This is a genomic window from Anaplasma phagocytophilum str. Webster (assembly GCF_000964685.1).
Classification (GTDB): Bacteria; Pseudomonadota; Alphaproteobacteria; order Rickettsiales; family Anaplasmataceae; genus Anaplasma; species Anaplasma phagocytophilum.
In genome coordinates, this window is sequence record NZ_LANS01000001.1 from 1,420,495 (window position 1) to 1,442,628 (window position 22,134).

The following is a 22,134-nucleotide window of genomic DNA, read 5'->3' on the forward strand; positions in this document are numbered from 1 at the left end:
CTTTATATGCTAGCTTAGCTGATCCGGTGGCATGCAGTTCTGTGTGCTCTGAAGTCACTTACATGGCGTTTTGTGTATATGTCAGAAGTTCGTAATTTGATACTGGCGGTCGTTGCATCTGTTGCAATAATGCTAGGGTGGAAATACATTTATGGAGAGTTTTTCGCGGTGAAAACTGTTCCTGAAGGGGTTCAGGAATCGGAATCACTAATACCAGAAGTTGATGATATTGTTGATTATGCTTCTTATAGTGATGCGCTAAAGCAAGTCCCGCGCGTTGAGCTTAAGAACTCAAAGCTAGCTGCCTCCGTATCACTGAGGGGTGCTTTGATAGATGATGCGTCCTTGGTAAAATACCGGGTATCGCTTGATAAAAATTCGGAAAATGTGCTTCTAATGTCTCCTGAAGGGACAGTTAGTGATTCTATGGTAGAGTTTGGGTGGGTTGATCCCAAACATGTACTTAAGGTTCCAGGCAGGGATACTGTTTGGGCTCTAGAAGATGGTAGCGATGAGCAGAATTTTACAATCCGTTGGGATAATGGGGAAGGGTTAATTTTTCGATTGAAGTTCTCCGTGGATCAAGACTATATGCTCACGGTGGCTCAAGAAGTTATTAATAATACTGATGTTAACGTGCACCTTGCACATTATGGTCGGATTAATAGAGCGCATTCTAAGAGTAGTAAATCTTTCTGGATCTCGCACGAAGGTGCCATTGGTAGTTTTGGCCATGGGCTTAAAGAGTGGACATATAAAAATTTAGAGGAAGCTGGAAGTATACGGCTCAGCGGTGTAACTAGAGAAGATGGCGGACGCAGCTGGATTGGGTTTGCAGATAAGTATTGGTTTACAGCATTAATACCATCAGCATCTGAACAAGGAAAGCTGGCCTTCCGTACGCAGCGCGTTTACAGAGAGGGAGCAAGTCGCTTTCAGGTAGATTACAGTAAATCGCACGGTACGATAGGAGCGCATGATAAGGTAGAGGCGGTAACGCATCTATTTATGGGAGCAAAAGAGTTAGAGCTCTTGGATCAATATAAGGATACGCTAAATATACCAATGTTCGATAAGGCAGTAGACTTTGGCATGTTATATTTTATTACAAAGCCTGTATTTTTACTGTTGCAGTACTTTCATAAGCTGCTAGGAAATTTTGGTTTAGCGATCGTAATGTTAACGGTAGCTATCAAGTTAGTAGCCTTTCCTCTATCGATGAGGTCATACGTTTCAATGTTTAAGCTCAAGAGGCTACAGCCAGAGGTTTTAAGAATAAAGGAACTGTATAAAACCGATGACCTTAGAATTAGTAAGGAGATAGCTTCTTTATTTAAGAAGCATAAGGTTAGTCCTCTCTCTGGGTTTCTTCCGGTATTGATTCAGATTCCAATATTCTTCGCATTGTACAAGGTGCTATTTGTTACTATCGAGATGCGTCATGCTCCTCTATTTGGTTGGATAAGGGATCTTTCTAGTCAAGATACAGCAAACTTCTTAAATCTATTTGGATTAATTCCTTTGGAGCCACCGTTCTGTATAGGTGTTTTGCCTGTTGTATTGGGTCTTACAATGGTATTGCAGCAAAAAGTAATGCAAAAAGATCAGGCTACGCCGGATCGATATGGGGTCATGAAATTCTTGCCATATATCTTTGTGTTTGTATTTTCCTCTTTTCCTTCGGGACTTGTGCTATACTGGATATGTAGCAACGTTATAACCATTCTGCAGCAAATCGTAATCAGGTACTTTGTCTGTAGAAAAGAGCTAGGTGCAAATGGTTAGTGTGTAGTCGTGATGGGAAGTGTTATGGATGCTAAATTGAGTGCTTTGATTGTTGTTGGGTCTTTTCATACTGAGGTTTGTGGACAGCTTGTAAAGGGGGCTATAGAAAGGATCAAGGCTTATAATGCTGCTGCAGAATGTGAGGTTATTGAAGTGCCTGGGGCTCTAGAGATACCACCGGCAATCTCTTTTGCTGTCATGAGTGATAGGGAGTCTTACGATGGGTTTGTAGCGTTGGGATGTGTTCTAAAGGGATATACAGACCATAATATTCATGTTTCGAACTCGGCTTTTTCGGCCCTGAGTGACATTGCTGTGCAACATGCAGTGCCGATGGGTACGGGTATAATAACTGCTGATACTATGAGTTTGGCTATGGAAAGGGCTGATGTAAATGGAATAAATATAGGTGGTAGAGCGGCTGCTGCAATGTTAAGAATGCTGGAATTGTATAGAAGGTTTTTGGGCTAGCATGATGGAAAAAGTGGTTAATGGAGCTCACGATGACATGCCATGGCATGTTGGAAAAACTTCTGCTAGATTCCTAGCGGTACAGGGTGCTTACGCCATGATGTTTGGTGCTTACACAGCATCTGATCTGGAGGACCTCTTGGAGCACTTGTGTGAAATGCAGGAAGTGCTAGATTTACATAGGGTGGACAAGAAGTTGCTGTCTAAAATTCTGGGGTGCATGATAGAGAAATGTAACGAGGTGGATAGTTTAATTTCGGTGCATCTAAATGAAAAATGGTCGATGGAGAGGATAAATTTGGTGAGCCTAGCTGTGATGAGAGCTGGCGTGTGTGAGTTGCTCTGTTTAAAGACTAGTGAGTGTGTTATAATAAATGAATATGTAGGGATAGCTTCTACTGTGCTGGAGAAGAGTGAGGTCAATTTTGTTAATGCCATATTGAATAAGGCAAAGACTGTGCGGTCTCCTGAATGCGATTTGTCATTATCAACTTTTGCAGACGATTCTGATGGGGTCTCTACGGCGAAGTGTGAGAACGGGCTAAATCTGGGCGCAGGAGCTAGGGTGAAGCTAGAAAGCGTTGATAATGCTGCAGATGCAGATTTGGGTGGTGTCTCAAAATCTGAAATTCCCGTAGTTTCTAGGGAAGGTACTACTGGTAGAGTTTTGGGTGATTCTGAAATCCCACATATTGAGTGCTATCAAGAAATTGAGGAGGATGATAACGGAGGGACCGAGTCTGTAAGTCTGGATGATCTTATGGATTCGGGTGGAGATACGAGCGTGGCTGAAGCTCTTCGTACCGTATCCGAAGTAGAGTCTTCTGATCTGCTGGTGGTAAGTTGCTAGTGAGTGGCTCGTAGAGGTATGGCTTGTCATGGCTAAAGGGGTCATCAGCATTCGTGGTGCAAGGGTTCATAATCTTAGGAACGTTGATGTAGATCTGCCTAAGAATAAGCTCATAGTCATCACTGGTGTTAGCGGTTCTGGAAAGTCTAGTCTAGCATTTGATACGCTTTACGCTGAAGGTCAGCGTAGATATGTCGAGAGTCTTTCTTCTTATACAAGGCAATTTGTGAACCTACAGGCTAAGCCTGATGTGGATTCCATTGAAGGATTATCACCTGCTATCTCTGTGAGTCAGAAAACGGCCGGGAAAAACCCGCGTTCTACTGTTTCTACGGTTACGGAAATACATGATTATCTGCGTTTAATGTTTGCTAGAGTGGGAGTGCCCTATTCTCCTACGACGAATCGTCCGATCGTGAAATTTACAGCATCGCGGATGGTGAAGGAGATAGCAAATCTTCCTCCCGGAGCGAGGGTATACTTACTTGCGCCCATCGCCCAGGATAAGCATACTGAGTATGTTAAAGAAATATCTAACATACGTAAACAAGGTTATGTTCGAATAAGTATAGATGGGGTAGTTTACGATATTAATGAGATTCCCAAGTTAGAGCATAACAAGCGCTACGATATTTCAGTGGTGGTAGATCGTTTAGTTATAACTAGAGAGAGATCGAATCGCATATCGAGTAGTGTGGAAAATGCGTTAGCTGTGGGTCATGGGGTCTTATGCGTTAAAATAGTAACCTTACCTGGTGATTACACTGATGGTGAATATGTAGAAGGCCAAGTATTGGTATTTTCAGAGCATTTTCTCTGTCCTGATAGTGGCTTTAATGTGGGAGCAATAGAGCCAAAGCTCTTTTCGTTCAACATAGTAAATAGTGCATGCCAATACTGCATGGGTCTAGGAAGAAGCCGTGCTGTAGATGTAAATATGCTAGTACCCAATGTGGAATTATCTATCATTGAGGGCGCTATAGATCCTATTGGCCCGGTAAAACCCGCGTGTTATTCGTCGTATGAGTCTACTTTCGTGCATAAATGTTGCACTGAGATACTTGCTATCGCTAAAAAGTTTGGCATCGATATAGCTCAACCCTGGCACCGTTTGGATTTGAAATCCCGCAACCTGCTAATGTTTGGGAATGAAGAGGGAGATCTCAACGCGGCTAAGGTGGGAAATTTTAAGGGTGTCGTGGGCTATTTAAGTGATACAGGAAACGTAGTGGCTGAAAAAATAGCGGAAAGGTATTCTGTATTTAGAAAGTGTCCTCACTGTGCCGGTTTTAGATTATCACCTCAGGCTTTGAGTGTGAAAATTGACGGGAAGCATATTGGTAATGTATGCGCCATGACGGTAAGTGAGACGATTGAGTGGTGTGAGGGGTTACCTGCTAGACTGACGGATTTCGAGAAACAAATCTGCTCAAAGCTGTTAGATGAAATAATAAGGCGGCTTACTTTCTTGTCGAACGTCGGGCTTGGATATTTGACGCTAGATCGGGAGTCTAGGACACTATCTGGCGGTGAAAGTCAACGTATAAAGTTAGCGTCTCATGTTGGATCTAGCCTCACTGGAGTTCTATATGTTCTTGACGAACCTTCTATTGGGCTACATCAACGTGACAATGCTTTACTAATTGAAACTTTAAAGAATCTTCGGGACTTGGAAAACACTGTTGTAGTTATTGAGCACGACGAAGAGACTATGATGCATGCGGACCATATAGTTGACGTGGGTCCTGGTGCAGGGGTTAATGGAGGACAAATTGTTGCTCAAGGCAGTTTGGAAGAGATACTTTCTAATACTGATAGTATAACAGGGAGATTTCTTAGCGGAAAGATGGATATTCCGATTTCTGATTGCAATAAAACGTTCTCAAAATGGATTAAGATTCGAGGTGCTTATAAAAATAATCTCAAAAATGTTGATGTAACGATTCCCATTGGTGGATTTACCTGTGTAACGGGGGTTTCTGGGAGTGGAAAGTCGAGTCTCATAGGAGATATACTGTATCCGTATGCTCTGCATAAAGTCTATGGGGTTACACCTCCACCAACGGAGTGCGCTGGAATCCTAGGGCTTGAGAATATAGATAAGGTTATAGAGATAGACCAATCCCCTATTGGCAGAACGCCTGCTTCAAATCCCGCTACTTACGTAGGGTTATTCACGCATATACGTTCGTGGTTTGCTGGGCTACCTTTAGCAAAATCACGCGGATATACGATGAGTAGATTTTCTTTTAACGCTAAAGGTGGAAGATGCGAGTCTTGTAAGGGTGACATGTATATGAAAATAGAAATGCACTTTTTACCTGACATGTACGTCACCTGTGAGGAGTGTAACGGGCTGCGCTATAACCGAGAAACTTTAGAAGTTCTATACAAAGGAAAGTCTATAGCTGATGTTTTGGATATGACTGTTGACCAAGCATTGGACTTTTTCTCAGCTATTCCTCTCATCAGAGAAAAGCTAGAATCCTTACAAAGTGTAGGAATGGGGTATATCAAGATCGGACAGCCCTCTACTACCCTATCTGGGGGTGAATCACAAAGAATAAAGATGTCGAAAGAACTATCGAAGCGGTCGACTGGGAACACATTATACATTCTTGATGAACCCACTACAGGGCTGCATATTTCTGATATTCAGAACTTGCTACAAATTCTACATCGGCTTTCTGACATGGGTAATACTGTAGTGGTGATAGAGCATAATTTACACGTAATAAAAACTGCTGATTACATAATAGATATTGGGCCTGAAGGTGGGACTCATGGAGGTGAAGTTGTGGGAGTCGGCTCACCGCATGAACTTGTGAAGAACTATCCTAACAGCATCACTGCTAAATACTTAGCTCCTTACTTAAAGAGCGCTAAATCCTAAATGATCTGAAATTGCAGCCTATGAATTGCTGCAGCTGAGTGCATAGTCTAAGCCTATGGCCCATTGCTATATACTATTCCGCAACACATCTCGCGACTTAATGAACATTCCATTGGCAATACCTACGCATCTAACATTGTTGTTGCTAAAAAAGATCAATATCAAAGACCTTATAAGTCTGAAAATTTATTGATTGGAAGATTACTAAAGAAATGGGATTTCCACCCTAAACACATTTCAGACACTAACTCTCTGAAGCGCTGGTAAACTTATAAAAATGAAATTTAAGGAATTTGAGAAGGATATAGGCTCTTAGGGGAAGTCGCACATACTTTTTAGCTACCTCTATTCTATGACATCTAGGCCTATGTCTTTGCATTTTACTGCATTTGTAATGCAGCCTACGGATATATAGTCTACCCAGCAATCAGCAATCAGCAATCAGCAATCAGCAATCAGCAATCAGCAATCAGCAATCAGCAATCAGCAATCAGCAATCAGCAATCAGCAATCAGCAATCAGCAATCAGCAATCAGCAATCAGCAATCAGCAATCAGCAATCAGCAATCAGCAATAGGTCGCACGTTTTCAGATTTTCTCAACCAGAAACTTCTATTTTTAAACGTGAATTAACGATGCTGTCTGACTTTTTTATATTATCCAGAGACATGTTATCCAGCATTACTGTATTCTCGTTGTTCAGAACAGATTCCTAAACTTGCATCACATTCTACGATAATGACAACGTTACCCAATTTTTCCCTTACCTTGTGAACGCATTCCGATATACCGCATGGTTGTCTTTCATTAGTACTCTATCAAACAATCCGGTCCTAAAACTTTCTCCTCCCCCAATATGCTCTGCATACAGATCAGATTTACTCAGACCGGGACATGTTTTTCTAGTACTGCAAATGATTGCATTGGTCTCATGATAGCTTGCTGATTTACCATACAATACGTGGAATAAATCACATCAGGGTAGAGATAAGGCAATTTATGGATATTCAACCCACAAAAATGCTGTCCGCATGGGATATTATTAGTGTTAGTATCTTGGAATTTGCGGTGTTTTTGCCCGTGACACTTACTGTATAAGTATAAAATCCCCATCATATAGTTCTTGTAGCTACATGTCTGTGTCATGCAGTCGTTGGCTATGAGAATACAGGTAAAAATTGCGGAAAAGGTCTTTGATAAGTGTGGAGATTGTGCATGTGGATTACTCAATATGGAAAGTAAGCAAACTATTTTAGAAAGTCATATTAAAGCCCAACAATCTTCGGTGGAAATATACAGTAGACAAACTTACCTAGAAGGTTATGGAGCTTTGATGGAAATTGATAATGTCTTTAGCATCTTCGATGAGAAGTATACTATCGGCCTACGGGTGCAAACATTTACACAAGCTTAGAACGTTCTTGATCAGTCCTTCACTTATCAGCTATGAAAAAAAGACTATATGCGGCTGCGGTTATCTGTAGAAAACATAAACCACAGAGCAGGCTCTTGTTTGGAGAGAAAGTATGCTAAAAAATACCGATAAGTTTTCCCCGCTAGTAAATTCAGAAGATCTTACCGAAAAACGGTGGGATTTGTGCTCAAAAAGTATATGATGCTGTAGGTGTCAAAGTATCGTTCGGTATGTGCTATACTAAGCGGGATTCAAGGAGGAATAGCTTATATCTAATAAATTAACTCAAGATAATAAATTGCGGTCCTCCAGGGACAGCCATATCACAAAACCTTAGCGTTGGAGAATTTATCGATACCATTGGTTCAGCTATTCCCGGGTATATTGCCTTTGGATGCCAGTGCGTGTTTTTCTTATCACAATAATTCTGATAAAATTCAAATCGTTTTGTGCTCTGGCAAACATATCCGATACAAATTACTCGCTACAGTAATGTCCTGCTCAGAATTTCCATTTTCGATCATAAACCAAAGGCTTCTTAGATAATAATCTCTTGCAGCAAACCAAATCATAAAAGATCAGTAATATATTCCCTTCTTGATATCGGACATTGATTCTTGAACTGTTTTTTCTGAACCCTACATATAAAAATTACTGACACAACCGCAAAATGAGTCACTCCATTTTGGGCACAGTATATAGCTTTGCAAATTCTCACATCCTAGTACTTTAGTAGAAGATTCCTGCTTTACCCTACTACTGAGAAGAAAATTCCAGATTCCCCCAGGTTCGTTCTCGTCGATAGAAAATTGATACTGACGAAATTTATGATACTCCCCACTGATACTGATAAAGAAAGTGGCGTGTTTATGCCACTCTATGCAGTATATTCTCAAGGGCATGAGCTATTTCATTACTTAAGTCTTCAGGACCGTCAAAAGTTACAACGTATAGTGTTTGAGGATGGTTCTTTTAGGGCTAAGTGTAATAAATTACGCGTTGTATTAGGTGTTTGCATTTCTGCAATCGAGGAAAGAGCAATAATATACTGGGAAGGATATTGAAGAACAGATTCCTTTTTATGTAGGCAAATTCCGGATTCAGTTAGCGTTGCTTCTCACCTGGCGCCATATACCTATCTGGTAAAACTGCTACTGTGTATGGCAAAGTTTTTTAGCATTATATGAAAGAATTCACATGCTAGACGCATTGCAGTGCATTAACACTTTTGCCACAAACTTGGAGGGTATTTTATATTCAGGAATAGGAGGCGTTTTCAAATCATGGCCCATACTTTCGTTAAACATTCTCTTGATTTAAGCTTAGCAAACTGAACAATGTCCTGACCGGAAGTCTTGGCAAGAGCAAGCTTGTCAGTCTGACCAGCAACTACACCATCAGCCAGCTCCTTAGCTAAGTGGAATTCACATAACAATACTACGCTTTGCTCATGTATTGCTCTTCTAGATTATATGGTATAGTTAGCAAATGGTGACGCGCACTCTGTATGCAAAATCACCAAGCATTTTAGTGGAATATACAAAACACCGGGGCCCATTGTACATGAGTTATGATTTTAAAAATATAGAGAGTGAGATACAACAGCGGTGCTGCTTTACTATTGACAAAAGCGAAAATATAAACTGCTATGTCCTTAGTATGTTCCCATATCCTTCGGGAAATATACATATGGGACACATACGTAATTACGTCATAGGGGACGTAATAGCTCGGTTTAAGCGTGCAAAGGGGTTTTCTGTTCTGCACCCCATAGGATGGGACTCTTTTGGTCTTCCGGCTGAAAATGCCGCTCTGTCCTATGGTATTAACCCTGAATTGTGGACGAGGAATAATATAGATTCCATGCGAACACAGCTCAAAGCGATAGGTATCTCATATAACTGGGATCGGGAAATTACTACCTGCTCGGAAGACTACTATAAGCATGAACAAAGTTTCTTCATCGACTTTTTACAGAATGGATTAGCCTACCGCAAGGAATCATGGGTTAATTGGGATCCGGTAGATAATACAGTTTTAGCTAACGAGCAGGTAATTGATGGCAGAGGTTGGCGCTCCGGTGCGCTGGTAGAGCGTCGCAAGTTATCCCAGTGGTTTTTGAGGATTACTGATTACGCTCAAAGCCTTCTGGATGGGTTGAATCATCTCCCAGGGTGGCCTGAAAAGGTTAAGCTTATGCAGCAGCGCTGGATTGGGAGAAGCGAAGGCGTTGTAATAGAATTTGATACGGACTGTGAGCAAAAGTTAGAAGTGTTCTCCACCATGCCTCATATGCTTTTTGGAGCGACGTTCTGCGCTGTTTCCATTGATCATCCTATATTGCAATATGCTAAAGCAGCAGGATTTGCTGAACGTATTAATGAGCTCACGAAACCTGCTCTGCAGTGCAAAGATGCGGAAAAGGCGGGTATAGACACAGGACTGGTAGCAAAGCACCCGTTTTTAGACAAGAAATTGCCTATTTACGTCGCGAATTATGTTCTTGAAGACTCTGGCACAGGTGCGGTGTTTGGATGCCCTGCTCATGATCAAAGGGATTTTGAATTTGCCAAGCTTTATGGATTACCAATACAGCAAGTGGTGTTTCCTGAAGATGGTTCGGTATGTAACTTAGAGGAAAGAGCATACACTGGGGATGGGGTATACTGTAATTCCGGCTTTCTTGATGGAGTACGTCTTGGCGATGCTAAACGTGTAATGCTGGAAAAGCTGGAGTCACTTGCCAATTGTAAGCAAGTAACCAACTATAGGCTGCATGACTGGGGAATATCACGGCAGAGATATTGGGGGTGCCCTATTCCGATAATATATTGCACGCAGTGCGGAATAGTACCCGTGGATAAGAAGGATTTACCCGTGCGGTTACCAAAAGATGTAGATTTCTCAAAAGGTGGCAATCCGCTCGCAAATCATCCAACATGGAAACACGTAAAATGCCACGTTTGTGGGGGAGATGCAGAACGCGAAACTGATACTTTTGATACCTTTTTTGAGTCTTCATGGTACTTTGCAGCATTTTGCAGCAGACAAAACGAGTTAAACCTGTCTGATAGCAACAGAATTCTGCCGGTGGATTACTATATAGGTGGCATAGAGCACGCTGTTCTACATTTGCTTTACTCTCGATTTTTCTGCAGAGCGCTGGGTAAATGCGGACACTTACAAATCGAGGAGCCTTTCCGGAATCTTATTACGCAGGGTATGGTTTGTCACACCACATATCAAGACGGGTCTGGGAATTATCTTTTTCCCAAGGATGCCGAAAAAATGGCTGCTGAAGGTAAAAAAGTCCTTCAAGGCAAAGTTGAGAAAATGAGTAAATCTAAAAAAAATGTGGTTGATCCCAGCGAGATACTCAAGCAGTACGGAGCAGATACTGTAAGATTGTTCATGTTATCAGATACTCCTCCAGAGCGGGATATCGAATGGACTGATTGTGGTGTCGAAGGTGCATGGCGGTATTTGGAGCGCTTGTGGAAGGTTTTAGGAAGTAATACTAGTATTAGCACTGAGTTTAACAATGAGAACGTAAGTGGCAAAGATCTTGAGTTCCTGTCTAAAGTACACAAACTTCTCAATGGCATTGAGGGTGATATAGAGCACTGTAGGCTAAATTGTGCCGTAGCAAAATTCAGAGAGATGAGCAACATAGTTTTTGAAATGATGAAGTGTTCAGCTAGCAATTCCGTCATTAATGAATCTGTGTGCATTTTACTGAGAGTTATGGAACCATTTATTCCTCATTTGACTGCGAAGTTATGGGAGATTATCGGCGGAAGAGGCATGCTTTGTGAGCAGCCTTGGCCCAGTGTAAGAAAAGCCCTACTCGAAGAAAACTTTGCTACCATTGCCGTTCAAGTAGATGGCAAATTTTGCGGTACTCTTAGGGTAGAGTTGCAATGTGACGATGACAAGGTCAAGACCGAAGCCTTAGAACTTGCGCAACGCAGAATAAAAGAGCGTTTGGTAAAGAACGTGCACTATGTGCCTGGAAAGGTAGTGAACATTGTTACAAAGGCCTAAGATTGATTATGTGTAACGATAATGCGCTATGGAGGTGCAATATGAGAAGGACTATGTTTTGTGGCAGCCTTGGCCCCGTGTAAGAAAGGCCCTACTCGAAGAAAACTTTGCTACCATTGCCGTTTAAGTAGATGGCAAATTTTGCGGTACTCTTAGGGTAGAGTTGCAATGTGACGATGAAAAGGTCAAGACCGCAGCCGTAGAACTTGCGCAGCGCAGAATAAAAGAGCGTTTGGTAAAGAACATGTGCTTGGAAAGGTGGATAATAATATTGTCACAACAATCTAGGAGTATGTGATGTATCGCATACTCTATGGAGCATAATGCAATAAGAATCTATACGTTTGTGATGCGTGTAATTAGATGCTCCTCAGCAAATGCGAATGGTACTGAATGCTATGACGTATTTTAGTGCGTTTCTAGGGAAATGAGATTTCGATAGATAAGAATTTGAAGAGTACTAGGCATGCAAGACAATTTAAATAGTCCACAAAAGCTTCTATGGTGTTTTTTTGAGAAACGAAATTTCAATAGGATGAGAAGTTGCCACGGGTGATATGTAACAAGTATCATGGGAGTGATACTGTTCTTGATGGAGAGGAATAGCCGTAGAACTATACCCTCTAAGTTACATTGGCTCCTATAATCATGTTTTTTCCACCGCTAACATGTATGGTCAACATATCGATAGCAGGAGGGTTTACCACGGACTGTATTAGGAATATCGTGCAGTTTGAGGTCTAGAAATATTCTAAATCCTAGATCAACAATTTTCTGTACACCGGAAAGTCCGTGAGCTGTAAAAAATTCTAGCCCTACCTTTGCCGTTGATGTTGATGATGACGTCTTTGATATTTCACGCCACGTTACTCCGCGCAACCAGGCAGGAGAGAGATTGCGTGCAGGTACTTCTTCTTCTCGTGCTCTTCAAGGTGCTGCTGGTCTTGCTCCGGGAACTAGCCTAGTATCTCTTGAGAGTATGACGTATGAGACAGAGAGCGTTGCCTCAGTTGACGCGTCTTACTGATGAAGCACGGAAATGTAACTGTATAGCAACCTTACCAGATATTGCCTTTGCTAAGGTAGTTGCACGTTCTAGATCTGCTGTATCAAGAGCGCAAATTATTGGATTCTTCTGATGCATAGTATAGACGAGCACATTTATCAAAAAGTGTGAAAAAATTCTTCGTAGTTATTTCGCTAACTACGTCAACGCTTTCTTCCCATATCTGAGCCAAACTTTCTACGACAAATCTGGTCATTTCTGGAGAGTTTTGTTTCTCTCTGTGGGGCTCTGGACATAAATATGGTGAATCGGTTTCGACGCCATCGATCTTCTTTATTGGCAATCATGAAATTTAGCAGTAGAAACACCTTTGAAGATGTGAAAGCTGAATTTACTACTAATAGAAAGAATAGCAAAAGCGCTAGGAGCTGGCATAGAAGCGCAACAGAGTAATCATGAATGGAGTGATGCCAACTCCTATCAAGGGACTGAACATTGATATTGTTAGGGCATGTGCTCGCTAATATATACAAGGAAAAACATCTTTGAGAGCCAATATCTCAGCACAGTCTGCACATACATGCCCTACCAAAACATCATGACCTCTTGTCTTACCCATACTTTTGGCTCCTTGAACGAGATAGAAGATGGTAGCTGCTCTAGTAACAATGCATGAGCACGACTTTGAGTATTACTAGCACTTAAAACACTGCTGTCTTAATCTAGCAATTTATTAAATGTCTACGTTGTGCTTCTCGGCAAACCTGATAGAATCCAGAGGTTGCTTTGGTTTTCACTGAGTATTGTTGGTGATAGTAGATTCGCACTGTCATTTAAATTATTTTGATTCTGCAAGCCTGCGGGATATTATCGATCACGCATGTGCCGTGGGAGTGTCTCTTATGCAGACTGTATGCACTACTATAGAAGAGTTTCCTGTACTACTAGAGATAGCCAATGGCTATGCACAAGTATATGCCTCTGTAGGTGTCCATCCTTGTAATAGTGCCAAGGGCGAATTTAGTTCAGTAGATGATTTGGTTGCCTTTGCGCAAAATAATAAAGTCATCGGTCTGGGGGAAACCGGTTTAGATTTTTATCGGAGTGAAGAGGGCATCGATAAACAAGAGAAAAGCTTTCTTGCTCATATAGATGCAGCTAGAGTAACGCAGTTACCTGTCATTATTCACTCAAGAAATGCTGATACTAGAATGGCTGAAATCTGTGCCTCTGAAATGAAAAATGGTGCATTCAAAGGAGTTATGCATTGTTTTGCTTCCTCGATGGAATTGGCAAGGCACTCGCTCGATGCTGGACTCTATATCTCATTTTCTGGCATTCTTACCTTCAAAAATGCAGGGTTTTTGAGAGATATAGCTAAATTTGTCCCCAGAGACCGTGTAGTTGTCGAAACCGATTCACCATATTTATGTCCAGAGCCCCACAGAGGGAAACAAAACTCTCCAGAGATGACCAGATTTGTCGTAGAAAGTTTGGCTCAGATATGGGAAGAAAGCGTTGACGTAGTTAGCGAAGTAACTACGAAGAATTTTTTCACACTTTTTGATAAATGTGCTCGTCTATACTATGCATCAGAAGAATCCAATAATTTGCGCTCTTGATACAGCAGATCTAGAACGTGCAACTACCTTAGCAAAGGCAATATCTGGTAAGGTTGCTATGGCAAAGGTAGGGCTAGAATTTTTTACAGCTCACGGACTTTCCGGTGTACAGAAAATTGTTGATCTAGGATTTAGAATATTTCTAGACCTCAAACTACACGATATTCCTAATACAGTCCGTGGTGCGTTAAAATCCGTGGTAAACCTTCCTGCTATCGATATGTTGACCATACATGTTAGCGGTGGGAAAAACATGATTATGGGCGCTATCGATGCTCTTAAGGAATGCGATATAGAACCTGTCGGGGTGACTGTCCTCACTAGTATGGACGATGTTGATCTTCGAGCTTGTGGGATAAATTCCTCAGTTGAAGCACACGTTATGAATCTAGTAGATCTTGCCGTGAGCTCAGGTCTTAACGCAATAGTTTGCTCTGCAAAAGAAGTGGCTAGTATACGTAAAAAGTATCCATCTTTAAAGCTTGTAGTACCGGGCATAAGGATGGCTCAATCTGCAACAGGAGACCAAAAAAGAGTTGATACTCCTAAAGATGCACTTGCAGCTGGAGCTGACTACCTTGTTATAGGCCGTGTGATTACACAGAGTTCAGATCCTGCCGGTGAGATAGACAAGATCTTAAAGACGCTTTAGAACCCTTTTGCACAAGTCATTGCGTCTATGTACGTAGAATCAGATTGAACATATCCGGTGGTTTATAGCGTAAATGCGGTCACCGCTGCATCACATTTGTTAGTTATTGTGAAAAACCTGTAGTGGTCTACGCACAAGTTATACGCAGATACGCTATTGTCCCATAACTTTAAAGGTTACAAACAATTTTCTGCCTGAATATCGTCTTGGCCCCTCACAGGATGCTATTGCCGCATAACCTCGCTTGTAGCTACTTCCGATTTCATAATGTTTCGTAAAAAACTTGTAGAGATGAAATACGAAGGGAATGTCATAGATCAAGATAGACTTCCAAACAATCTTCTGTATATCGTCATTAGCATACCAGTACAATAACACCTCTGCGTGTAATTACCGCTGAGGCACGTTCATCAACAGAGAGCATGAAAGTTTTACTGCATCACTGATTTTATATACGAAGCTAGCAAAGCAGTTCAATCTAAAGACGTGCTAATGGCCTTGAGCACATGTGTTCAAAAAGTGAAAAATATTGAGAGGATAAGAGTTCGCTGAGATATATCAGCAACATCTTGGAAATGGTGTTCTCAATCCATAGCTCGAAAACTAACAAAAGAACTATTACCTAACTAGCTAATGATCTTAATTCTAGTATCCAGAGTGATGAAGTCACAAGTACAAAGGCATACCTCAGTAATGAACTGAGATATCTTGAGAAGAGAATAGCGATACAAAACACCTAATGCACGATTACATAGCAGTGATTCACATGGCTTCCACGCAATTTCGCTGTAGATCTCCCAATAATAGACTAACTACTACCAATAACAGCGGCATCTGATGATGAATACTTTTTAGGCATATATTTCTCATCGTGTTTGGCTAAGAGTTCCTCCGCTATAAATACCCCATCTACAAATCGCCCCTTTGCTATAGCACCAACATCCTCACCAAACATAGGGGGTAATACCCCTCTATACGTAACCTCAAGTTCAGTCCCTAAATCCGTTATAGAAAAAGTTACTGAATCACCATGCCGCACAATACTACCCTTCACTATCATTCCCCCTACACGGATAGGATAGCGAGACGACTTTATGGGATCAGCTACAAGTTCGGTAGGAGTGCAGAAAAAGGATATACTTTTGCTGAGCTCAAACAACACAAAAGCAGATACGCACCCTAAAGCTATAAATGAAACAGCTACAAAAAGAATACGTTTATGTTTTCTTTGCATTATTGACTACTTCTCTAAGCACCCGCTTACTCTTCAGAAAGCTCCTCACAACATACACACCAAACAATGCCAAGATGCTGAAGCCCAGAGCATAAGCCAGGTATACCGGATACATAATAGTTAACCCTTGCTAACTACCTAGCATGCGATTCAAAGTACTATGGTCTGTGAGATCAGAACCAACCGGAGTAACTATAATATACCCCGCACGCAACATCTCGCTGCTCGCCTTTTGGAATCGCTCTAATTTTGTCTCTCTATTCACATCGCATATTGTATAGATAGTGCAATCTGGCTCCTCTCCAGGTGCATCAGCAACGTCACCACATGGGCAATAATCACCTTGTTCAGTGAAGTGCATACCCAAAATATCAAAATGTGGAACATTAATACTCATCACAGACTTTCTATCCCAACGCGGATCATCCATTAGCTGCTTTACTATATCTAGCACTACTTTCTCTGAATTCCCCCAGTTGATATCAGTACCACAATATTCCTGACTAATGGCAATCGACGGGATCCCCATAGAGGCGGCAGCAGCCGCTGCAGCTATAGTACCAGAATATAAGACTTTGCTCCCAACATTAGAACCGTAGTTAATACCGGATAATACCAAATCCGGCAAAACTCCCGCAACACTCTTCATTATGTGCAGTCCCAACACCGCACTGTCAACTGGTGTACCAGAGATAGTATATTCCCTATCATTGACCTTACGTGCTTCTACAGGCACACCTACACTTATAGATCTGCTCATACCACTGCAATTCCGCGCAGGAGCCGATATCCATACTTCTGAGAAAGCCTGAGATACAATGCCCTTCAGTACCTGCATGCCCTGAGCGAAAAACCCATCGTCATTTGTTAGCAGAACCCTCACCTATACACCTCATAGCAAAGCTTACGGCAAATCGCAACACTCTAGCATAAATCGCTATATGAAGTAACTACCTTTTTTATTTTAATGCACAACGGCATATATTCTACTTAATATAGAATAAAGAAGCATGTTATGCGCCTATAGGGTGTTATAGATAATTTCACCGTAATTAGAGATAGTACTACGTAATTTCTAGATAAATACTACGTAACCAATCTCCTGATCGTTAATGCAAAATTCATTACCGCCGCTTTTTCAATTCAGAATTAAAGTGCAATACGCAGTACTGCTGAAACATCAGTTAGTATTGATCACCATGCCGTTGGACAATTCCATAAATTACGCATAAGTGATTGTGCACCACAGAAATTGGGCTACCTTTCAGCGCATTATCAACCCTGACGCATAGCCATGACAAACTTACTACCCTAAAAAAGTTACTTTATGTTTTGTCCAAGGCATTTCCCTGTCGATAGGCAGGATAGCACACTGTACATCCCTATTCTGCATCCGTACAAATCCCAAGTTGCACTCACACCTCCTTCTGTTGCAACGTATGCGTTACTCCCCAGTATCCAGAGACACTGCTCAAAACCAGGGCACGTACTCCCTGCTGAGTATATATGTCACTGTTCTTCAAGTTGGGTCCGAAATTATGCCTTTTAAGTCGCACAAAAATTCAGGTAATTCTTAGCATGATAGAGTCATCAGAAATACACTACAGCCCTACTTCTTGGCACGTACACGAAAAAGAAATGGTAAGTTTCTCACTTGCAATATCCGAGAAGCATCTCAAAAAAGTATAGTGACCCTACTGAAAAACAGAGTTGCGCAGCATTACTGTGTCAGAAAAACTTTACAGGCGCTAAGATACGCACGCAAAACAGCGGAGAATATACCAGAGTGTTCTATCCTGTCATAATAATGTACAAAGACACAAACTCATGATCTGTACCTGATACAACGCACTTTAATGATCCATAGAAGTATTATCTTTGTGTACGCCCATTGCGATACACGTTACCATTCATATCACTTAAGATAAATACCCTGGAAGGTTAAAAGAGATATATAAGATCCCTATTCGTAGGCTATACAAGCCCCCTTACATCGAAGACTTCGCCCATAATTTAGTGAGTGCTTGAGAATAAAGAAAATAACAAATCAAACGCAATTCATAGATCTATAATTTTAACTATGAGAACATACCAAAATGAGTACCAAGAAGGTAGTGATGTAATCCTAGCTCAAGACTATAGAACTTTAAGTACACCTCTCTCACAAACGTAAATATTACCCTATTACAGGTATCAACAAAGAACAAAAAGCGCTTCCCTTACATACTTCCATGACTTACATCTGCAATACAAGCTGAGTAAGGTACAATCCTTATTCCCCTACAAAAAGGCACCTGAGCGTACTCCAAATTCCAGCTTAAAGTACCTACACCACAAAACATACCACTAAAAAACAGAATGTTCCACCTATCTCGCTATAGAAGGAGATTATAATCTCGATAAAGTATGCTCGTAATCTTGATAAAGTGGTACACATAATCTGCAGTACATGCTTCTATGAAAACCACAGTTCTTTCAGCATGCATCAAGGAATCTACATAACTGAAGATTAGCACCGAATTTAACACCGCACACGATATATTGCGCTTATCACTTATAGAAGCAGATTAATATACTGTTCAGGTACGTAAGTAGCCTAAACACAGTTCATTCACATATAAAAAAATGACATTCGGATATCAGCTATGAACCTAAGCGTTAAATGCATACTAAGAAAAGACAGAGCATTTGCTGCCACATATACCACACCACTACAGACATTTCATACTGCTGACATATCTCGTGCTAGAGAGATATCTATCAATTCTCTTCGTAGAAAGAACTATTTTTTAAGTAGTTGTGGTTGGCACAATAATTTGTACTGAGAGTAGGTTTTATATCCTGAGGGATTGGCTTTCTCATTACTTGATAACTTCAAGTGTGTTTATCTTTTTCAGGATATATACCGAAAATGTTTATGCAGTTATTTCTAAAACCGTAAAAGTTTCTAACTCTCTCATATATTATAGGGTTTACGCACAAGCGCATGTCTAACGTGCTCTTGTGGCTTATATCGGCTATTGCTAGTCTTCTATTGTATTACAGAATTTACCTATACAACAGTGGTGTTACGTACTGGTGGATCGAGTCTTATAGGCGGGTATATATTCCACACAAAAGTCTACATTGATTCCAGAATTACTTACGGAGTGTGCTAGAATCTTGCGGCTTTAAAGTGTGCAGAACACGGTTATATCCATACTGCGCTCACGGTATCAAGATAGCAATCCTATAGCAATAATGAAGTTTAGAACGTTGTGATCATTTACTGATGCGGCACAAGGCAAGATGTGTAGTAGGTATGCTGGAGTCTTAAACAGCAGGATAAAAAATGCAATATCTACAAAAATTCCCATTGCAAAGATAATGTTCTGCGTGAAAGAGCAGTTTCAGTTGTGGTAAGAGATAAGAAGACGTAGATGAGTTATCTGCAACAACACTGCGAATAAGGTATCAATGGCGCATAAACAATTCGAGAATGCCATACCCTATACTGCCGCAATAGTGGGTTATACATTAATTACTTGTAGCCTTTCCATGGCGACATTGAATTGAATAACCTAAAGTTTTGCTGCAAATCCACCGGCTGATATGCCACCTTCCCTTTACGGAAGTCATATCGTATCTCTTCGTAACCCGTGAGCGGAAAGTCCTTTAGCATTGGGTGACCTCGAAACCCGTAGTCTGTGAGAATACGCCTCAGATCAGGATGATCACTAAACTCGATGCCATACATATCGTAAACTTCGCGCTCAAACCACCCCGCGGATCCAAAAACTGAAGTTACAGAAGGTATAATACTTCCCTCAGTCAGCGCAACCTTACAGCACACCCGTATGTTATAAACAAGACTAAGAAGCATGTAGACTACTTCAAATCTAGATTTCTTGTTGTGATAGTCGACCGCAAAAATATCAGTCAGCACCCTGAGCTTAGTCTTGGGATCATCCCGCAGAGTAATAAGATTATCCCGTATACTCTGCGCCTCAAGATAACACTGCAGCACACCATCTTGGCGCAACACAACATCAGTCTGCAACAGTTCCTGTATATGCGAGCTAGCAACAGGCTCAATATCTAAAGACATTCTACGCCCTCCAAGTTCCTTGACCGTTGCGAAGGATCTTCTGCTGTAAACACAGCAAACCATATAACAAGGCTTCCGCTGTCGGAGGGCATCCAGGCACATATATATCTACAGGAACTACCCTATCACAGCCCCTAACAACAGAGTACGAGTAGTGATAATAGCCACCCCCATTTGCACAACTACCCATTGAAATAACATACTTAGGGTCTGCCATCTGGTCATATACACGACGTAACGCGGGCGCCATTTTATTAGTAAGCGTACCAGCCACTATCATAACATCAGCCTGCCTTGGACTGGCCCTGAACATTATCCCGTATCTATCTAGGTCATATCTACTAGCAGCAGTGTGCATCATCTCAACCGCACAACAAGCCAGGCCAAAAGTCATAGGCCACAAAGACCCACTGCGCGCCCATTTCAGCACTCTCTCTATTAGGTCCGAGAATTGCGTTACCACAAAACCCTGATCCTTATAGCCCTGCCATAGATCATTTTCTAGTATCTGATCACATTCACCCATGCCTACTCCCATTCTAAGGCACCACTATTCCATTCGTATATAAAACCGATAGTTAGCATTCCCAGGAAACATAGCATCGAAAAATACCCCGCAAAACCAATGCTACCTAAGCATACCGACCAGGGAAAAAGAAAAGTGACCTCAACATCAAAGATCACAAATAAAATCCCGATAATACAAAACTTGATATCAAATACAGAACTTACCTCCTCCTTTTGATCAAACCCGCACTCGTAAGGAACTAACTTCTCCATAGAATCCCTACGCTTTGCTAAAAAGATCGGTAAAACGGCAAAGAGCGAAGATAGCACCGCTGCAAGCGAGAAAAAGATCAAAACTGAAGAGTACTCTCCAACATCAAACACGCAAATATATCACCTAGAGTATATCACCGAATTGTGACTAATTTCCTTTAAAATGTCAATTTTTGATAAAGCATACTACGCCTAACGACTACTACTGAATAGTAAATTTACTTAATACATGTAGCAGTCTTGCAAATAAATAACTCTAAATAGTGAAGACGCAAACCAACGAATAAAATTCCTCATATAGCAACAATGGTGCAACACGTTATACACGCACATAGCCTTGCACATACGTCACTATTAAAGCAGCGCAAAACAAATTATGTCACACTGATGCAACGCCCTACTAAGATGTAAAACATTTTAGCTCTGCCGTTTTATACATATATAGAAGGTTTACCGCGTTATACATGCAAATTGGTTGATGTATGACGTATAATGACGAACAGTTGCATCCACGATATTGAACAAAAACACACTGAGTATTTTTACAACATTATCATAAGATATGATGCATGTATCCCCATGCAATAGAACCTGATGATCTATGTGCTACAGCTTATCCATATACAAATCCTGCATCTGTCAATGAAAATTATGACGTATTTTCTGCACTAGCATTTTCATAATCAATAATATAGCTCCTTATGGAAACCCCCAAGTTTCCACCACTTTCAGAGTTCACCCCACTATCAATAAGGAAGCAAGTTCTGTACTCAAGGCGCATGAAGCAGTCGTTTAGGAAATGCATAGAGCCCCAGCTTAAGAAGCCCATAATTCGCAACACCTGACAACACGAGAAGCAGTGAGAAAGACTTCTATCATACCCTCCCCCGTAGCCATGCTATATTAACATTAGGTAAATTCGTCGTTCTGTCTCAGCGCATGCTAAACCGTTGGTATTTTACCTATAGCCTTACAAACCCAAATTACAGCCTATGTAAGAAATTTCATGAGCTGCAAATGAACACCAAATCTAAATATGCTATATTAACATTATGCAAAAAAAACGTTGTCACCCCTAGCACTGCCGCTACCTAAGCTCACACCCAGTATACCTGAATGAAGATTAGGTAAATGAAGGTTTAAGCACAATTTCCTTAATACGTCATCAAGACAAAATTTCTCTAAATATTGCACTCAGTGCATAAGCTTCCATTAAGTGTGTATAAAATGTTCGCTAGCTGTAGATAATAATGTCATATGTACTACTAGATGTGCGATAATTTAGTCACACTTCTG

At 41.1% G+C, this 22,134-nt stretch carries 19 protein-coding genes; 10 read left to right on the top strand and 9 right to left on the bottom strand.

The window, feature by feature from the left end:
• Nucleotides 1-78 precede the first annotated feature (78 nt).
• From yidC to uvrA, 4 genes are read left to right on the top strand one after another with little or no spacing between them, the layout of a single operon-like run.
• Nucleotides 79-1,785: a membrane protein insertase YidC gene (gene yidC, locus APHWEB_RS05515; protein ID WP_011450654.1), complete on the top strand. Its 1,707-nt coding sequence runs from the start codon at nt 79-81 to the stop codon at nt 1,783-1,785.
• A 12-nt stretch (nt 1,786-1,797) separates the two neighbouring features.
• Nucleotides 1,798-2,256 carry a 6,7-dimethyl-8-ribityllumazine synthase gene (locus APHWEB_RS05520; RefSeq protein WP_020849294.1) on the top strand — a complete coding sequence of 153 codons (459 nt, stop codon included), beginning with the start codon at nt 1,798-1,800 and terminating at the stop codon, nt 2,254-2,256.
• Between the two features lie 4 nt (nt 2,257-2,260).
• Entirely contained in the window at nt 2,261-3,106 is an 846-nt protein-coding gene (gene nusB / locus APHWEB_RS05855) for a transcription antitermination factor NusB (RefSeq protein WP_021799035.1), read from the top strand.
• A gap of 28 nt (nt 3,107-3,134) precedes the next feature.
• Nucleotides 3,135-5,999, top strand: coding sequence for an excinuclease ABC subunit UvrA (uvrA, locus tag APHWEB_RS05530; RefSeq protein WP_020849293.1), 2,865 nt, complete (start codon nt 3,135-3,137; stop codon nt 5,997-5,999).
• 763 nt (nt 6,000-6,762) lie between these two features.
• Here the strand turns inward: uvrA and APHWEB_RS07210 are convergent.
• A complete protein-coding gene (locus APHWEB_RS07210; RefSeq protein WP_080502898.1) occupies nt 6,763-6,957 on the bottom strand; it encodes a hypothetical protein in 195 nt (64 codons plus the stop codon).
• A gap of 186 nt (nt 6,958-7,143) precedes the next feature.
• On the opposite strand from APHWEB_RS07210, the gene APHWEB_RS05535 reads away from it, so the two are divergent.
• Together APHWEB_RS05535 and APHWEB_RS05540 are read left to right on the top strand one after the other, a co-directional pair.
• Nucleotides 7,144-7,413, top strand: a complete 270-nt coding sequence (locus tag APHWEB_RS05535) for a hypothetical protein (RefSeq protein ID WP_020849292.1) — start codon at nt 7,144-7,146, stop codon at nt 7,411-7,413.
• A gap of 869 nt (nt 7,414-8,282) precedes the next feature.
• A complete protein-coding gene (locus tag APHWEB_RS05540) occupies nt 8,283-8,477 on the top strand; it encodes a hypothetical protein (protein ID WP_155238369.1) in 195 nt (64 codons plus the stop codon).
• A 212-nt stretch (nt 8,478-8,689) separates the two neighbouring features.
• On the opposite strand, the gene APHWEB_RS06590 is transcribed toward APHWEB_RS05540, so the two are convergent.
• Nucleotides 8,690-8,848 carry a hypothetical protein gene (locus APHWEB_RS06590; protein ID WP_020848897.1) on the bottom strand — a complete coding sequence of 53 codons (159 nt, stop codon included), beginning with the start codon at nt 8,846-8,848 and terminating at the stop codon, nt 8,690-8,692.
• 128 nt (nt 8,849-8,976) lie between these two features.
• Here APHWEB_RS06590 and leuS point away from each other — a divergent pair, with 128 nt between their 5' ends.
• Nucleotides 8,977-11,457 carry a leucine--tRNA ligase gene (gene leuS / locus APHWEB_RS05545; RefSeq protein ID WP_021799034.1) on the top strand — a complete coding sequence of 827 codons (2,481 nt, stop codon included), beginning with the start codon at nt 8,977-8,979 and terminating at the stop codon, nt 11,455-11,457.
• Between the two features lie 663 nt (nt 11,458-12,120).
• On the opposite strand, the gene APHWEB_RS06140 is transcribed toward leuS, so the two are convergent.
• A complete protein-coding gene (locus APHWEB_RS06140) occupies nt 12,121-12,336 on the bottom strand; it encodes an orotidine 5'-phosphate decarboxylase / HUMPS family protein (protein ID WP_370882745.1) in 216 nt (71 codons plus the stop codon).
• Nucleotides 12,337-12,352: 16 nt separating this feature from the next.
• Here APHWEB_RS06140 and APHWEB_RS07035 point away from each other — a divergent pair, with 16 nt between their 5' ends.
• Nucleotides 12,353-12,484 (top strand): hypothetical protein, encoded by a 132-nt coding sequence (locus APHWEB_RS07035; RefSeq protein ID WP_011450647.1) that lies wholly within the window; start codon nt 12,353-12,355, stop codon nt 12,482-12,484.
• 82 nt (nt 12,485-12,566) lie between these two features.
• Here the strand turns inward: APHWEB_RS07035 and APHWEB_RS05550 are convergent, their stop codons facing one another.
• Nucleotides 12,567-12,806, bottom strand: a complete 240-nt coding sequence (locus tag APHWEB_RS05550) for a TatD family hydrolase (protein WP_011450646.1) — start codon at nt 12,804-12,806, stop codon at nt 12,567-12,569.
• 466 nt (nt 12,807-13,272) lie between these two features.
• Between APHWEB_RS05550 and APHWEB_RS05555 the strand changes: the two genes are divergently transcribed.
• Nucleotides 13,273-14,085, top strand: a complete 813-nt coding sequence (locus APHWEB_RS05555) for a TatD family hydrolase (RefSeq protein WP_011450644.1) — start codon at nt 13,273-13,275, stop codon at nt 14,083-14,085.
• The gene (pyrF, locus tag APHWEB_RS05560; RefSeq protein ID WP_020849291.1) at nt 14,051-14,737 is read left to right on the top strand and encodes an orotidine-5'-phosphate decarboxylase; all 687 of its coding nucleotides are present in this window, start codon (nt 14,051-14,053) and stop codon (nt 14,735-14,737) included. Before APHWEB_RS05555 ends, pyrF begins: the two co-directional genes overlap by 35 nt.
• An 808-nt stretch (nt 14,738-15,545) precedes the next feature.
• Here the strand turns inward: pyrF and ccmE are convergent.
• The 5 genes from ccmE to ndhC all read right to left on the bottom strand — a co-directional run bounded on the left by ccmE (nt 15,546) and on the right by ndhC (nt 20,949).
• Entirely contained in the window at nt 15,546-15,971 is a 426-nt protein-coding gene (gene ccmE / locus APHWEB_RS05570) for a cytochrome c maturation protein CcmE (RefSeq protein WP_011450642.1), read from the bottom strand.
• A gap of 130 nt (nt 15,972-16,101) precedes the next feature.
• The gene (surE, locus tag APHWEB_RS05575; protein ID WP_020848895.1) at nt 16,102-16,854 is read right to left on the bottom strand and encodes a 5'/3'-nucleotidase SurE; all 753 of its coding nucleotides are present in this window, start codon (nt 16,852-16,854) and stop codon (nt 16,102-16,104) included.
• 2,637 nt (nt 16,855-19,491) lie between these two features.
• Nucleotides 19,492-20,058 carry a complex I 30 kDa subunit family protein gene (locus APHWEB_RS05580; RefSeq protein ID WP_020849290.1) on the bottom strand — a complete coding sequence of 189 codons (567 nt, stop codon included), beginning with the start codon at nt 20,056-20,058 and terminating at the stop codon, nt 19,492-19,494.
• Nucleotide 20,059: 1 nt separating this feature from the next.
• Nucleotides 20,060-20,584, bottom strand: coding sequence for a NuoB/complex I 20 kDa subunit family protein (locus APHWEB_RS05585; protein WP_011450637.1), 525 nt, complete (start codon nt 20,582-20,584; stop codon nt 20,060-20,062).
• Between the two features lie 2 nt (nt 20,585-20,586).
• Entirely contained in the window at nt 20,587-20,949 is a 363-nt protein-coding gene (gene ndhC, locus APHWEB_RS05590; RefSeq protein ID WP_011450636.1) for an NADH-quinone oxidoreductase subunit A, read from the bottom strand.
• Nucleotides 20,950-22,134 lie beyond the last annotated feature (1,185 nt).

Coding starts and splice junctions, on each gene's coding strand:
- yidC (WP_011450654.1), top strand. CDS start 79: ATGTCAGAAGTTCGTAATTTGATACTGGCGGTCGTTGCATCTGTTGCA.
- APHWEB_RS05520 (WP_020849294.1), top strand. CDS start 1,798: ATGGGAAGTGTTATGGATGCTAAATTGAGTGCTTTGATTGTTGTTGGG.
- nusB (WP_021799035.1), top strand. CDS start 2,261: ATGGAAAAAGTGGTTAATGGAGCTCACGATGACATGCCATGGCATGTT.
- uvrA (WP_020849293.1), top strand. CDS start 3,135: ATGGCTAAAGGGGTCATCAGCATTCGTGGTGCAAGGGTTCATAATCTT.
- APHWEB_RS05535 (WP_020849292.1), top strand. CDS start 7,144: ATGCAGTCGTTGGCTATGAGAATACAGGTAAAAATTGCGGAAAAGGTC.
- APHWEB_RS05540 (WP_155238369.1), top strand. CDS start 8,283: ATGCCACTCTATGCAGTATATTCTCAAGGGCATGAGCTATTTCATTAC.
- leuS (WP_021799034.1), top strand. CDS start 8,977: ATGAGTTATGATTTTAAAAATATAGAGAGTGAGATACAACAGCGGTGC.
- pyrF (WP_020849291.1), top strand. CDS start 14,051: ATGCATCAGAAGAATCCAATAATTTGCGCTCTTGATACAGCAGATCTA.
- ccmE (WP_011450642.1), bottom strand. CDS start 15,971: ATGCAAAGAAAACATAAACGTATTCTTTTTGTAGCTGTTTCATTTATA.
- APHWEB_RS05580 (WP_020849290.1), bottom strand. CDS start 20,058: ATGTCTTTAGATATTGAGCCTGTTGCTAGCTCGCATATACAGGAACTG.
- APHWEB_RS05585 (WP_011450637.1), bottom strand. CDS start 20,584: ATGGGTGAATGTGATCAGATACTAGAAAATGATCTATGGCAGGGCTAT.